12 protein-coding genes are annotated in these 14,179 nt (G+C 65.9%); 4 read left to right on the forward strand and 8 right to left on the reverse strand.

All coding sequences use genetic code 11. The features are described 5' to 3' along the window. Positions 1-449: 449 nt before the first annotated feature. A complete protein-coding gene (locus tag QX070_RS31860; RefSeq protein ID WP_315741108.1) occupies positions 450-2,426 on the reverse strand; it encodes a hypothetical protein in 1,977 nt (658 codons plus the stop codon). Positions 2,427-2,666: 240 nt separating this feature from the next. On the opposite strand from QX070_RS31860, the gene QX070_RS31865 reads away from it, so the two are divergent. Both QX070_RS31865 and QX070_RS31870 read left to right on the forward strand, forming a co-directional pair. After that, the gene (locus tag QX070_RS31865) at positions 2,667-4,979 is read left to right on the forward strand and encodes an NADP-dependent malic enzyme (RefSeq protein WP_315741109.1); all 2,313 of its coding nucleotides are present in this window, start codon (positions 2,667-2,669) and stop codon (positions 4,977-4,979) included. A 148-nt stretch (positions 4,980-5,127) separates the two neighbouring features. Beyond that, complete coding sequence (locus QX070_RS31870; protein WP_315741110.1) at positions 5,128-5,583, forward strand: DoxX family protein; 456 nt, start codon at positions 5,128-5,130, stop codon at positions 5,581-5,583. An 8-nt stretch (positions 5,584-5,591) separates the two neighbouring features. Here the strand turns inward: QX070_RS31870 and QX070_RS31875 are convergent, their stop codons facing one another. From QX070_RS31875 to QX070_RS31890, 4 genes are all read right to left on the reverse strand, one after another. Continuing rightward, the gene (locus tag QX070_RS31875) at positions 5,592-6,152 is read right to left on the reverse strand and encodes a dihydrofolate reductase (RefSeq protein WP_315741111.1); all 561 of its coding nucleotides are present in this window, start codon (positions 6,150-6,152) and stop codon (positions 5,592-5,594) included. 19 nt (positions 6,153-6,171) lie between these two features. Next, the gene (locus QX070_RS31880) at positions 6,172-7,134 is read right to left on the reverse strand and encodes a polysaccharide deacetylase family protein (protein WP_315741112.1); all 963 of its coding nucleotides are present in this window, start codon (positions 7,132-7,134) and stop codon (positions 6,172-6,174) included. Between the two features lie 161 nt (positions 7,135-7,295). Continuing rightward, the gene (locus QX070_RS31885; RefSeq protein ID WP_315741113.1) at positions 7,296-7,871 is read right to left on the reverse strand and encodes a glutathione peroxidase; all 576 of its coding nucleotides are present in this window, start codon (positions 7,869-7,871) and stop codon (positions 7,296-7,298) included. A gap of 155 nt (positions 7,872-8,026) precedes the next feature. Beyond that, complete coding sequence (locus QX070_RS31890; protein ID WP_315741114.1) at positions 8,027-9,817, reverse strand: L,D-transpeptidase; 1,791 nt, start codon at positions 9,815-9,817, stop codon at positions 8,027-8,029. A 225-nt stretch (positions 9,818-10,042) separates the two neighbouring features. On the opposite strand from QX070_RS31890, the gene QX070_RS31895 reads away from it, so the two are divergent. Further along, positions 10,043-10,594, forward strand: a complete 552-nt coding sequence (locus tag QX070_RS31895) for a CreA family protein (RefSeq protein WP_315741115.1) — start codon at positions 10,043-10,045, stop codon at positions 10,592-10,594. Here QX070_RS31895 and QX070_RS31900 read toward each other — a convergent pair. Then, positions 10,584-10,793, reverse strand: a complete 210-nt coding sequence (locus tag QX070_RS31900; protein WP_315741116.1) for a hypothetical protein — start codon at positions 10,791-10,793, stop codon at positions 10,584-10,586. The genes QX070_RS31895 and QX070_RS31900 overlap by 11 nt on opposite strands. 402 nt (positions 10,794-11,195) lie before the next feature. Here QX070_RS31900 and QX070_RS31905 point away from each other — a divergent pair, with 402 nt between their 5' ends. After that, a complete protein-coding gene (locus QX070_RS31905; RefSeq protein ID WP_409999190.1) occupies positions 11,196-11,558 on the forward strand; it encodes a hypothetical protein in 363 nt (120 codons plus the stop codon). A 53-nt stretch (positions 11,559-11,611) separates the two neighbouring features. On the opposite strand, the gene QX070_RS31910 is transcribed toward QX070_RS31905, so the two are convergent. After that, the gene (locus QX070_RS31910) at positions 11,612-12,385 is read right to left on the reverse strand and encodes a hypothetical protein (RefSeq protein WP_315741117.1); all 774 of its coding nucleotides are present in this window, start codon (positions 12,383-12,385) and stop codon (positions 11,612-11,614) included. 40 nt (positions 12,386-12,425) lie between these two features. Next, a complete protein-coding gene (locus QX070_RS31915) occupies positions 12,426-14,147 on the reverse strand; it encodes a type I secretion system permease/ATPase (RefSeq protein WP_315741118.1) in 1,722 nt (573 codons plus the stop codon). Between the last annotated feature and the right edge of the window lie 32 nt (positions 14,148-14,179).

Genomic DNA, 14,179 nt, shown 5'->3' on the forward strand with positions numbered 1-14,179 from the left:
TGTGGTACCTGCCGCCTGCATTTTTTTCGCAGGCGGGCCATGGGTGAGGCCTTCACCCGGCATTCCCTGCGCCCTCTTCGAATGAGAGAGGGCCGAACGACCGGACGAACTCGGGCGGAGAAAGCCGCGAGATCGTGGAGGCGCGGGTTGAGTTCATGCGCATGAATCGACGACATGGTGAGAGCGGACGTCATGGGTCCCGCGCGGTCCTCACCGTCGGCGCCGATGTCAGCCCATGCGGAATCCCTCCGTCGTCGTTCCGGGGCGCGCGCAGCGCGAGCCCGGAATCCATACTCCCGAACAGTAGTTGGTGAAGAATGTCGTGCGTTCAGGCGTCTCGATCCTCGCGCAGAGTCGGGACTATGGACTCCGAGCTCGCGCTGCGCGTGCCCCGGAATGACGGAGGAGAGAGGCGGGTACTCGCTCCTCCTTCCACGTCACGGCTCAAGTTACGGCGCGGTCTGCGCCTCGATCTTGAACTGCGCCAGCGCGCTCGGCGGGTCGATGGCGATGAGCTGGGCGAGCTGCAGGGCCGGGACCTTGGCGCGCGGCGAGAGCTTCAGCGTGAAGGTCTGGTGCGGCCGCTCGACGAAGCGGCTGATGGCATCGACGGCACCGGCGACATCGACGTTGTCGGCCGCGACCTGCGCGCCGATCGCCTTGATGCTGTCGACCAGCGCCTTGCGCGCGGCGTCCCGCGTGATCGCATGACCGCGCGCATAATTGGCGACGAGCACGTCGACTGCGCCGAGATCGCGCAGGGTCAATTCCAGCCCGCTGGCCTCGATCTGCGCCGCGGCCGTCGTCGCCTGCTGCAGATCGATCGTGAACACGTCGCGCGGCACCTGCGACAGCGACATGCTGGCCGAGGCTGCGATGAGGTTGCTGACCTCGAGCTTGAACGGTTGAAGCGCGAACGCGCCCGAGCTCTCGGTCCAGCCGAGGCCGAGATCGGCGTCGAAAGCGGCGGTGTCGATGCCGGCGACCAGAAGCGGCAGCAAGGCCGGATTGGACGCATCGAGCGGTCCGGCCATCTTGGCGACCAGGTGTGCCTGGGTCGGGATGGGACCGACGAACTGGCCCCAGTCGAGGCTGAAATTGTCGATCTGGACCGGCTTGGTGCTCGCCTTGTAGGACGTCGTCAGCGCCTTCAGCTCGATGCCGCCGATCAGCTTGAACAGCGCCAGGGCTTCGGCCGGACCGGGCTTGGCTCCCGGTACGGCGAATTTGGCGGTGTGGCGCAGCAGGCCGCCCATGTCGAAGCGCTTCACGGCGAAGCGGCCGAGCTTGACCGGTCCGTTCGGGGTTCGGCCGTCGAAGCCCTCGAACGCGACGTCGCCCTTGCCGTCGTCGAGGTCGAACCGCGTCAGCGCGACCTTGACCGGGCCGTCGGGAGTCTCGACCGCGAGGCCTCGGACCTCGACGTTCTTGAACAGGACGCCGTCATAGATGCTGGCCACCTTGTCGATGAGGTCCGGCGTCATGGCGCTCGTTCGCGGCGAGGTCGGCGTCAAGGCGGCGACCAGCGCCGGCAGTTGGATGCGCGACGGCCGCACGCCGAACTGGTCCATCGTGAGGCTGTCGATGTGCATGCGCATGCCGAGATCGGACGTGATCTCGTAGAGGCCTGCCCCGGCGACGCCGCTCAGGCGGACGACACGATCGTCGGTGGCGGACTCGGGCGCGAGCAGAGCGACGATGGCGTTGACGTCGATGTCCTTGGTCACGACGTCGAGCATGCGGCCGCGCACCGTCTCGACCTTGCCGTTCGGCGGTTGCGCCGCGGTGCTGAAGGTGACCTCCTGGATCTTGTAGTTGCCGATGCGGCCGCCCTTGATGTCGTCCACCACCAGCCCGGAATAGCCGAACTCGGTCGGCCCGACCGAGGGGCCGCCTTCCATCGTGCCGGTGACCCGCGGCACCGTGGCCGAGGTGGCGCTGATGGTGGCGAGCTGTTGGGCGAGCGCGCGGGAGGTCTCGAGCATGCCGGCGCCGGCCGGGAGCGCGGCGAACCGCGCCGGGCCGGCATAATCCTTCACCAGCAGTTGCGGCAGCTTGTAGCTCAGCCGGAGCGGCGACGGGCCGGGGATCTGGCCGGCCATGGCGATGTCGCTGATCTCGATGCTGGCGGCCGTGACATGCTCGGAATCAGGCTGGCTCAGCCCGGTCGCGGTGATGGTGCCGAGCGTGACGCTGGCCGGCGGCTGGGCGGCCGATTCGAGCTTGACGTCGGCGATGGTCAACTTGCGGCTCCACAGGTCGAAGGCGACCTTGCCATGGGTCGCCGTGGCGCCGCTTTGCCGGATCTGGGCAAAGCCGGCCTCGACCTCGCGCTCGGCGCGGCTCTGGGCGTACCAGGGCACGCCGACGAAGCCGGCGACGGCCAGCGCAACAGCCGTGAGAATTCCGATCAGGATACGGGTCATTTGATGTGCTCCGCCCAAGGCTTAGGCAGCAAGTGATGATGGTCTCAATGAAATCGATGGAGTAGGGATGTGCTTCTGCGAACTGGGGAATCGCTGGCCCGGGATGCCGGCGAACATGGTTTCGGATGTTGCATGAAAGCCGCCCAACGTGCATCACATGCACTTCCACCGGCCGGAAAAACCGACGTCTGACCGAGACTCAAGAGACCAAAAATCCGGGTCGGAAACGCTGGAGCACGTATGTCGTCGTCCTATTCTGAAGATCTTCGTTCCGCAGCCCTGGCCTATCACCGGCTGCCACGGCCGGGCAAGCTGGAGATCCAGGCTACCAAGCCGCTCGCCAACCAGCGCGACCTGGCGCTGGCCTATTCGCCGGGCGTTGCCGCCGCCTGCACCGAGATCGCCAACAGCCCGGCCGAGGCCGCCACGCTGACTGCGCGCGCCAACCTGGTCGCCGTCGTCTCCAACGGTACCGCCGTGCTCGGCCTCGGCAATATTGGCCCGCTGGCGTCCAAGCCGGTGATGGAGGGCAAGGCGGTCCTGTTCAAGAAATTCGCCGGCATCGACGTGTTCGACATCGAGATCGCGGCCGACACGATCGATCGGGTGGTCGAGACGGTCGCGGCACTGGAGCCCACCTTCGGCGGCATCAACCTCGAGGACATCAAGGGACCGGAGTGCTTCGAGATCGAGGCGCGGCTCAAGGAGCGCATGAAGATCCCGGTCTTCCATGACGACCAGCACGGCACCGCGATCATCGTCGGCGCCGCGATCAAGAATGCGCTGTCGCTGGCCGGCAAGCAGCTCTCCGAGGTCAAGATCGTGACGTCGGGCGCCGGCGCCGCCGCGATCGCCTGCCTCAATCTGCTGGTCTCGATGGGTGCGCAGCGCAAGAACATCTGGGTCTGCGACATCGACGGCGTCGTCCATGAGGGCCGCAACACGCTGATGGACCCCTGGAAGGCGGTCTATGCGCAGAAGACCGACAAGCGGACCCTGGCCGAGGTGATCGGCGGCGCGGATATCTTCCTCGGGCTGTCCGCCGGCGGCGTGCTGAAGCCGGAGCTGCTCAAGCAGATGGCCGAGAAACCGCTGATCATGGCGCTGGCCAATCCCAACCCGGAGATCATGCCGGAGGAGGCGCGCGCGGCGCGGCCGGACGCGATGATCTGCACCGGGCGCTCGGACTTCCCGAACCAAGTCAACAACGTTCTCTGCTTCCCGTTCATCTTCCGCGGCGCGCTCGACGTCGGCGCCACCGCCATCAACGAGGCGATGAAGCAGGCGGCGGTCGACGCGATCGCGCAGCTTGCCCAGGACCCGCCGTCGGACGCGGTCAGCCGCGGCTTCGACACCGGCGAGACGCAGGGTTTTGGTCCGGGTTCGCTGATCCCCTCGCCATTCGATCCGCGCCTGATCCTGCGCATTGCGCCGGCGGTGGCGAAGGCGGCGATGGAGTCCGGCGTCGCGACGCGGCCGATCACCAATTTCGACGAGTACACCGCGCTGCTGGAACGTTTTGCGTTCCGCTCTGGCCTGGTCATGAAGCCGGTGTTCGCCAAGGCGAAGACGCAGCCGGTCCGCGTGATCTATGCCGAGGGCGAGGACGAGCGTGTGCTGCGCGCCACCCAGGTCGTGCTGGAGGAGAAGCTGGCGCGGCCGATCCTGGTCGGTCGTCCCAGCGTGGTCGAGGCCCGCATCAAGCGCTTCGGCCTGTCGATCAAGGCCGGGCGTGATTTCGACCTCGTCAACCCCGAGGACGATCCGCGCTACCGCTCCTATGTGCAGAGCTACATCGAGGTCGCGGGACGGCGCGGCGTGACGCCGGATGCGGCGCGCACGGTGGTGCGCACCAACGCCACCGTGATCGCGGCGCTCGCCGTCGTCAGGGGCGAGGCGGATGCGATGATCTGCGGCGTCGAAGGGCGCTACATGAGCCATCTGCGCCACGTCCGTGAGATCATCGGCTTCATGCCGGGGGTCAGCGACTACGCGGCGCTGGCGCTCACCATCACCAGCAAGGGCGCCTATTTCATCGGCGATACCCAGGTGCGGCCGGATCCCACGGCCGAAGAGCTCGCCGAGATGGCGTCGCTCGCGGCCAACCACGTCACGCGATTCAACATCAAGCCGAAGATTGCCTTCGTCTCGCATTCCGATTTCGGTGGCTACGACACCGAGTCCTCGCGCAAGATGCGGCAGGCGACGGCATTGCTGAAGCAGCATCGTCCCGACCTCGAGGCCGACGGCGAGATGCAGGGCGACACCGCGCTGTCGGCGACTGCGCGCAAGGCGATCCTGCCGCATTCGGATCTCGAAGGCTCGGCCAATGTCCTGATCATGCCGAATCTCGACGCCGCCAACGTCGCCTATCAAATGATCAAGGTGCTGGCGGATGCGGTCCCGGTGGGGCCGATCCTGATCGGCCCGGCGCGCCCGGCGCACATCCTGACGCCGTCGGTGACGGCGCGCGGCATTCTCAACATGACGGCGGTGGCCGCGGTCGAAGCCCAGGAACGGGCGGGGAGGGCGCAGCCGACGCTGTTTGCGTGACGTTGTTGGCGTGATCGAAGTGTGGCGGAATTCGTCCGGTTTCGGTCGTATTCCGCCCGCCTTTATTGTTGAAAAGCGTTCGCGACGTCACATATCCGGCCCGGTGGGCCGACGACACATCGTTTGAAGTTGATCCGTGAGGGCGAGAATGCCGGGTTTCATTACATTCGGGCGCGTTCTGTTCGCCGTGATCTTCATCTACACGGGCGCGACCAAGCTGTTCGGCATTCCCGCCACCGCCGATCTCATCGCCGCCAAGGTCACGATTCCCACGATGCTCGCGCCCTATGCGGCGCAGCTCGAGGCCGCCGCCAAGATGCCGATGCCGCAGATCCTGGCGATCGCGGCCGGTGCGTTCGAGGTGCTCGCCGGCGTGATGATCGCGCTCAATTTTCTCGGGCGTTTCTTCGCGGCTCTGATGATCGTGTTCGTCGGCGCGACCATCTTCTACTTCCATGACTTCTGGAACCAGGCCCCGCCCGACAACGCCAAGACCCTGATCGACGCGCTGAAGAACCTGTCGATCATCGGCGCGCTGTTCATGATCCTCGGCTACGGCAAGGGCCCGAAAGCGCCGGAGCAGAGCGCGTATGGAGACATCTAGAGGGAGCTCTAAGCGGTGCGTTTCCAGGCGGTCACGCTGACGTCGTGGGCGGGATCGAGCATCAGCTGATTGGCGGGCGTGTAGCCGTGGGCCGTCAGCACCTGCTGCGGCGAACGGTCGGGACCGACGCCGGGAAAGCACGGCACGCCGCTGGGCAGGGAGACGTGGGGCGCCAGTGACAGGAAGAAGGTCTCGTAGCGGTCCATGAACATCTCGAACACGACGGGGCCGCCGATCACCGCCACCGTGCCAGAGCCGACGCCCGCGGCTTCACAGGCGGCTTCGAACGAGGCACCCGCCGGATTCCAAAGGGTGGAGAGCGGCTTTTCCGGATCCGGCGCCAGCCCCGCGACCTTGCCGGTCACGACGATGCGCCGGCGCTTCGGCGAATTCGGCTGGTCCTCATAGGAGTTGCGGCCGTGGACGATCAGATCGGCGCCATCGAGGGCCTGGGAAAAGAATGCGGCGTCGCCGGGAAATTTCAGGGCGGGCGGCATCGCATTGCTCGCGTCGGCCAACATCCCGTCGGCCGACACGATCACGTAACCTTCGAGACGAAGCTTGGTCACTGACGAAAGGAATCCTGTCTCATTCGGACACTGTCGTCACAACGCTCGAGACCGGCCGTTGGCTCACCGTCGGCAGCTTCGCGACCTTGCTGAGCTGCTCGTCATACTGCGGCAGCGACTGCACCGGCGCCTTGGCGCGCATCGCGACCACCTTGTAGCCGCCGGCCTTCAGGCGGCGCAGCAGCTCGGGCAGGGCCTCGGCGGTGTGCTTGTGGAAGTCGTGCATCAGGATGATGCCCTTGCCGAGCTTGTCGAGCTTCTTGAAGGTGACGTCGATCACCGCCTGCGCATTGCGCGCCTTGAAGTCGAACGAGTCGAGATCGCAGGAGAAGATGCCGATGTTGCGGGTGCCGAGATAGGTTACGATCTCCGGCGGATGCTGCAATGCCGGGAAGCGGAAGAACGGCGCCGGCGAATTGCCGCCGAGCGCCCATTTCACTGCGCTGATGCCGAGCTCGATCTCTTCCTTGCGTTGATCCTCGGTCAGCTTCTTGTTCGTCAGCGCCGCGTGCGACCAGGTGTGCGTGCCGACCGTGTGGCCGGCATTGTAAACCTGCTTCAGGATTTCCGGATAATAGGTCGCATGCTTGCCGATGATGAAGAAGATGCCGGTGGTGCACTGGTCGGCGAGCGCCTTGAGCACGCTGGGCGTGTTCTCCGGCCATGGGCCGTCGTCGAACGTCAGGACCACTTCATGATCCTTGAGGAAGTCGAGGTCCTTGAAGTGCTCGAAGCCGAATCCCGGACCGCCTGTCGTGTCGATCTCGACGGTGCGGCCGACGCCGAGCGCCTCGGGGTTCATGCAGGGTGCGCGCGGCGGCTGCGTCTGGGCGGCCACGGCGGGAACAGGGGCCGGTGCGGGACCAGCAGCAGCCGGGGTCGGCGCCGCCGCCGTGCGCTGCGCCTGCGACCAGGCCGCGCCAGACGTCAACAGCGAAGCCGCCAAAGAACTCGCGAACACCAATCCTGCTGCAATCCGCATCGTGTTTCCTCGGGGTTGTTGCAACGGGAGCGCCAGCGTCGAGAGTCGCTCCGTTATCCGGTTGGGGATACTAGCCCAGCTGCCGGATGGGCGCCAAAAGGAAACGAGGCAAAAACACGGGGGAAGTTGCCGGCTTCCGCCGCATTCCTGCCGAGTGTTGCTCAGCCGTCCGCCAGCAGCCGGGCGACCGCGGTCTTGACCCGCGTATCCGTCGGCTCGACCGAGGAGGCGAAAACGTCGGCGATGTAGCCGTCACGGCCGATCAGATATTTGTGAAAGTTCCAGCGCGGCGTTTCCTTGGGCCGCGCCTCGGCGGCCCAGCGGTAGAATGGGTGGGCGTTGGAACCGGTGACCACCGCTTTTGCGGTCATCGGGAAGGTGACGCCGTACTCCTTGTTGGCCAGCTCGGCGATGTCGCCCGCGATCCCGGGCTCCTGGTTGAAGTCGTTGGAGGGCACGGCGACGATCGTCAGCCCGCGCTCATGGAACTCGCTCCACAGCTTCTGGAGGCCGGTGTATTGCGGGGTGTAGCCGCACTGGGAGGCCGTGTTGACCACCAGCACCGGCTTGCCCGCGAAATCGGCGAGCCGGATCGGCTCACCGGCCAGCGCGGGGAAGGAGAAGCGATAGGCGGTCATCTTGCTCACCGCATTGTCGGCATGAGCGGCCTGCGACGTGAGCGTCGCGCCCGACAACGAGGCGCCGATGCCGAGAACAACCATCCTGCGATCGATCATTGTGAATCTCCCTGAGCAGAGCCAGCCCCGTCAGCATGAATGTGCCCGCGCTCGACCGGCCGCTGCTTGAACGGCCGCGACGTGGCGCTGGATCAGACTGCGTTCCGGCACGGGATACCCCTGCCGTGGGGCGGAAAGAGGGACGTCGTCGGTCGTCAGCGCAGCGAAAGGATGAACTCCGTGCCCTCGCCGGTTTCGCCCTGGTTGATGCCTTGATCGGAGACGATCAGCGAACTTCCGGTCGACAGGGCTTCGCCGAGCCACGCCATGACGTCGGCGGGAATGGTGATGCGATCGAGCGCCTCGGCTGCGCTGCTCAGCGGAACGACCTGTTTCAGCTCGGCATCGGCGCCCGCGGACCTCTTACCGCGCCGGGCCGCCTTGGCCGCGACATCGGTCGCCGCGGCGCTCCGCGCCGAGGAGGGCAGCGAGACGACCGACCAGCGCATCGTCGCCGGATCGGCCTTGTCAGCCGTCGCGGTGAACACGTGGGTGCCTAGCGGCTTGTCGCCCGGTGCGATGGTGACGGGGGTGTTGAACACCGGAGCGAAGTTCTGCCGCACGTACAGCTTCGAATCCTTGCGGCTGATGAAGATCGCGATCTGGCTGTTGCGCTTCAATTCGGGCTTGGGCGCAATCGGCTTGTCCGGCGCGGCAACACGCGACTGATCCTTGGCGAGATCGTTGGGGTCGACTGGCTTCGCCGGTGCCTCTGCTGCCACTGGAGGCGGCGACGCAGGCTGGTCCGCGATCGCGGCGTCGGCAGGCTTGGACTCTGCCGACTTGGACTCAGCAGGCTTGAGTTCGGTTGAACCGGTGGCTTCGGCATTCGCCGACGCCTCAGCCGGCTTCTCGATAGCCGGAGCGGCCACCTGCGCAGCAGTCGTGGGCTGACCCGCCGGAGCGACGTCGCTGGGGGCAGACTTGGCCTCGTCCTGCTGCTCGATCCTGGCCGCGGCCGGAGCGCCTGGCTTGGCCTCTGCTTCGGCGGTCGCGTGCTCAATCATGGTCTCGGCGACACTGGGCTTCAGATCGGCAGCATCGCTCCGAACCTCCGCCGCGGGTGAACGCGGTGGTTCGGCGCTTGGCGAAGCGTCCGAGATCTTCGGTGGCAGCCCATTGGCGTTGCTGGCATCGGCGGTCCGCACCTGGCCCGACGCGGTTGGCGATCCTTCGCCGGAGCGCGGATTCTCGGCATGACCGATCGTGGCGCGCAGATCCGTCGTCGCGACTGTGATCGCGGTGGTGACGGCGGTGCCCTTGTCCGACTTGATCGCTGCGGGCGCAGTCGCATCGGGGTGCACCGATGCGCTCGGCTGCGGCGCCTTCAGTGCAGCGAGCATCGGATGCGAGAAACTCGCAGGAGCCACCTCGCTCGGCGTGACCAGGACCCGGGATCCCATCCGCGTCCAGCCATAGATGCGGGTTGCAAAGCTTGCCGGCATGCGGATGCAGCCATGCGACGCCGGGTAGCCCGGCAGCACGCCCGCGTGGAGCGCGACGCCGGACCAGGTGATGCGCTGCATGAACGGCATCGGGGCGCCGCTGTAGATGTTGGAGCGATGGTATCTCTGCTTCTGAATGACGCTGAACACGCCCATCGGCGTGGAATGCCCCTTCATGCCGGTCGAGACGGGTGCTTCCGCGAACAGGCCGTTTGCGTCGTAGACCTTCAGCTGCTGCTTGTTGATCGACACCGCGATCGTGAGCGGCGCTTGCGGCTTGGCAGCCTCCTTCTCGGTCTTGGTCAGCATCTCAAGGTGGCGCGCCTTGGGCTTGCGCGGAGCGGCCGGGCGTACGGTCGGAGCAATGGTGATGGGCTGCGCGTCGTTCCAGTAGTAATAAGACGCTGCGCCAGCCTGTGAGGTCACTGCTATGGCAAGCGGGACTGAAACGATTGCGGCACAATAGAACCGCCCCCTGGCGGCTGCACGAACGCAGAGCATTCCGGCAAATCCTCAAGAACCATCTGGTCTTTAGTGTCGCAGACGGAGTCTGCGTTCACCAGCTTGGGCTTCTGCCCTGCGTGATTTCGTTCCAATCGTAGCAGAAAAGCCTCACATCCCGTTAAACGGGTAGTGGAAGGTCAGGGGCTGGAGCGCCTTCCTTGCAGGCATTTGTGTCCCTACATGGGCGGTATGCCGAGCATCGGCGGTATAACGGAGACCGACATGTCGTTCAGAGCCACCAAACGGTTTGATCTGTGGCTGAAAACCCTCGTTTGCCTACTGCTTATCGGATTGTCCTCGCCTGTGATCTCAGCATACGCCGCAGACGAGCCGGATCTGATCTTCCGTCGGTCGACCGTGTTCAAACTGCTCAGCCCGAATGACAAGCTCGCGACCTATGGCGTTGATGATCCAGAGGTAGAGGGCGTCGCCTGCCACTTCACGGTGCCGCAGAAGGGCGGCTATGCCGGTTGGCTGGGCCTGGCCGAGGAAGTCTCCGACATCTCGCTCGCATGCCGGCAGATCGGCCCGATCAGGTTCAAACGCAAGCTCGAACAGGCCGACGACATGTTCCGGCAGCGACGGTCGCTGTTCTTCAAGAAGATGCAGATCGTTCGCGGCTGCGACGCCAAGCGCAACGTGCTCGTCTACATGGTTTACTCAGACAGGCTGATCGAGGGATCGCCGAAGAACTCGACCTCCTCCGTTCCGGTCATGCCTTGGGGCAAAGCCGACGACGGCGTGGTCCAGAAGTGCGGCGATTTCATTCAATAAGGGACCTGCCAAGAGACGATCGGCTGCCGAAAGCCTTGCCGGGCAATTTGTGCTTGGCAGGATCGTGGCAGCCGATCAGCCGCACCAGGCTCTGTGGCGTCGAGCCGGCGTAGCTCTCGGTTCGCTGCTGCGCCATCGGTGCAGCCAGGGAGCTGCGGCGTGATACCTTCGGTTTGGGTGTGTGCGAGCGCTTGTCCATGGTGACCCTGAGGGAGCAACGTCGTCTCCCAACGCGCCGCGCGCTGCTGGGTTGCCGTGGTGAGCTGGGAGGTTCTCCCTGCCACAGTTAATGTAAGGTCGTTAAGAAGCTCGCCATCGGCAGAATTGACGGCTGCCCCGGAGGGCGCTGGCTCGCCCAAGGCAAGTGAAACATTCTTCTGCTTGGGGTTTTAGATCACTCTCGTTTTGATTGTATTTTGTGTCGTCGGGTCGGTCGCGATGAAACGAAGCGGCGGGGCCATGAAACCATTTTGGGCCTGTGCCGCAGGCCGCTTGAAACGTGAAGCGGATATGAAACCGATGCTGGCGTCAGCGACATGCGAATCGTGTCGTCCGGGCCCGCGTGGATGACATGACGAAAAACAAATACCAGCGGTCCACCATGCGTTTTCGACTGGGTGCTGCGGCGCTTGCCGTGCTGTCGTGCCTCTTCTGGTCCTCCGTCGAGGCGCGGACAACGACCCGATTGTCCGATCTGCGCAGCGAGTTCGTACGGCAATGTGCGCCTCATATGCTTGACCGGTGGGCGCATCCTGAAGCTGTCTGCTCCTGCCTGCATGATCATGCGGCCGCGATGGTGGAGGATGCCGACTTGCGAGAGGCGCTGCTGCGCGGCATCAGTGAGACCGGCGTGCCGACCATCGAGACCGATTGGCTGCCCGCACCGAAGCAGGCCGAGATCGGTCCTACGTTCACCAAGATCGCGAAGCCTGCCCTGCAGTGCATGTTCGATCCGGCCAACTGATCAGCCGCCGGACCTGACGTCGATCGGCGTCCATCGTCCGGCGGTGCTGGTTGTCAGTCCAGGCCATACTGCGACATCAATGACTGCACCTCGGGCCGGCGCATGATGCGCGAGATCCGCGTGCTGATGGCGTCGTCGTCGCTGTGCCTTGACGATCTCGCACGCGGCTTGGGAGCAGGGCGGCCCGCTGACGCATCGGCACTCGTCGGCTGATGCCGCGCAAGTGCAGTCTTTTCGGCGGATGGCAAGGTCGCCGCTTTCGTCCGCGTCGTCTGCGTGGGCGCCGCGGCCGTCAGACCGGGCTGGGTCGGCGCGGCAGCAGGAGCGACTGCGGGGACGACGGCCGGTGAAGCTGCGGCCGTGGCGGGCGGCGTCGCGGCCGGTGCCACAGGGCGTGTTTCAGTGGTGGCCGCCACGGGCGGAGTTGCGAGCACTGGATTCGACGTCTTGGCAGCTTCAGCAACGGGCACGGCGGCCGTGAGCGAGTTGGTACGTGTCTGCGACGAAGCTGCCTCAGGCGCCGGGACGGGCGCAGCCAGTGCGGTGAGCGCCGGGGCTGGCGGCGAGATCGGCGCCGGCGGCTCGATCACCGGAAGCGGGGCGGCGATGGCGGCATTGCCTGCGGAGGCGGCCTCGCTGGTGATCTTTTCGCTGCGGTCCAGCTCGGGCTTCCTGATATCGCTGGGAACGTTGAGAGCTTGAGTTTGCGCGTGGGCCAGCATCTGACGCGCGGTCATCGGTGTCTCCGCCGAAGCCGACATCGGCAGCAGGACGGCGGTCGCGAGCGCCAGCTGGAGTGTCCGTGCGTGCGATGTGAACTTGATCATGGCTGGCTCCTTGCGGTGTGCGATCTGCATTGCGGTCCGTTCAGGCCGCGGCGCTGGCCGTCGCCCGGTCGTGGGCGACGACGACACGCTGGCCGCGCATCTTGGCGATCACCTCGTCGCGCGGGCCGCATGCCAGCGTCTTGCCGAAGGCCATCACCATGATGCGGTCAACATGCGCCAGAAGCTGCGGACGGTGCGTGACGACGATCACGGTTCGGCCGGCGGCCTTCGCCTGGGCCATGGCCTGCGCCAGCGCCCGCTCGCCGTCCTCGTCGAGGTTCGAGTTCGGCTCGTCGAGGATCAAGAGCCGCGGATCGCCGTACAGCGCGCGGGCCAGGCCGACGCGCTGGCGCATGCCGCCGGACAACGCCACGCCGCCTTCGCCGATCGGAGTGTCGTAGCCGTTGGGCAGGCGCAGGATGACCTCATGCGCGCCGGCGGCCTTGGCGGCAGCGACGACGGCGGCCTCATCCACCTTCGCGAGCCGGGCGATGTTGTCGGCGACGGTGCCTGAGAACAGTTCGATGTCCTGTGGCAGGTAGCCGATATGCTTGCCAAGCCGGTTTGGGTCCCACTGGCTGTAGGCGGCACCGTCGATACGGATCACGCCTTCGCGCAGCGGCCAGACCCCGGCCATGGCGCGCGCCATGCTCGACTTGCCGCTGGCGGAGGCGCCGACGATCGCGAGGCTCTCGCCGGCCTTGAGCGAAAAGCTGACGCCCTTGACCGAGGGGCGGCCAGCCGCCGGCGGCCACACCACGGCGTTCTCGACGTCGATCTCGCCGCGCGGCGTCGGCAGCGCCGTCGGTGCAGCCGTGACCGGCAAGGCCTGGAACAGCTCCTCCAGCCTGCGATAGGCGGAGCGGAATGCGATGATGCGCTTCCACTGGCCAACGACCTGCTCGACCGGGGCCAGGGCGCGGCCCATGATGATGGAGGTCGCCATCATCGCGCCGGGCGAGATCTGCTGCTCGATCGCGAGCCAGGCGCCGATGCACAGCAGCGAGGTCTGCACCGCCATGCGCGCGAACTTGGTGACGGAATGCATCGCCGCGCCACGCTCGACGAGGGTGCTGTGGGCTTCGACCATCGCTGACTGACGGCAACTCCAGCGGTCCATGACGATGTTGCCCATGCCGAGGCCGCGCACGACCTCGCCGTTGCGCAGCGCCGCCGCGACGAAACGCGAGGCCTCGTTGGCCAGCGCGTTGGTGCGCTCGACGCTGGCGCGCGTGTAGAATTCGGTGAGCAGCGCCAGCGAGAACAGCACGATCGCGCCGAGCAGCGAGAGGATGCCGAGATAAGCGTGCTGCAGAAAGCACAGCGCGACGAACACCGGGGTCCACGGCAGATCGCAGGCGATGGCGGCGGTGCCGCTGGAGATGCAGTCGCGGATGGTCTCGGCGTCACGGATGATCTGCTGGCCGAAGCGATGCCGCGGCGACAGCTCCGCCTTCATCATCGTCTCGAACAGCGGGTGGCGCAGCGTGCCTTCGAACTGCACGCCGGCCCGGGCCAGAACGCCGGAACGGGCGAATTCGAGGACGCCATACAGCACCAGGAAGACACCGACGATGAGCGTCAGCATGACCAGCGTGCCGAGATTGCGGCTGGTGAGGACGCGGTCGTAGACCTGCATGGAATAGAGGGGCGAGGCGAGCATGCTCGCATTGATGAAGAGGCTGAGCACGAAGGTCGCGGTGAGCGCGGGAAAGCAGGCGCGGAGCGCGGTTCCCAGCGGGCTTCGGGTGGTGCTCGTCATGTCGGATCCCCTTGCGATGGTGCTGGAGAACT

Origin of the sequence: Bradyrhizobium sp. SZCCHNR1093 (assembly GCF_032381175.1) — a bacterium.
In the GTDB taxonomy this organism is placed as follows: Bacteria; Pseudomonadota; Alphaproteobacteria; order Rhizobiales; family Xanthobacteraceae; genus Bradyrhizobium.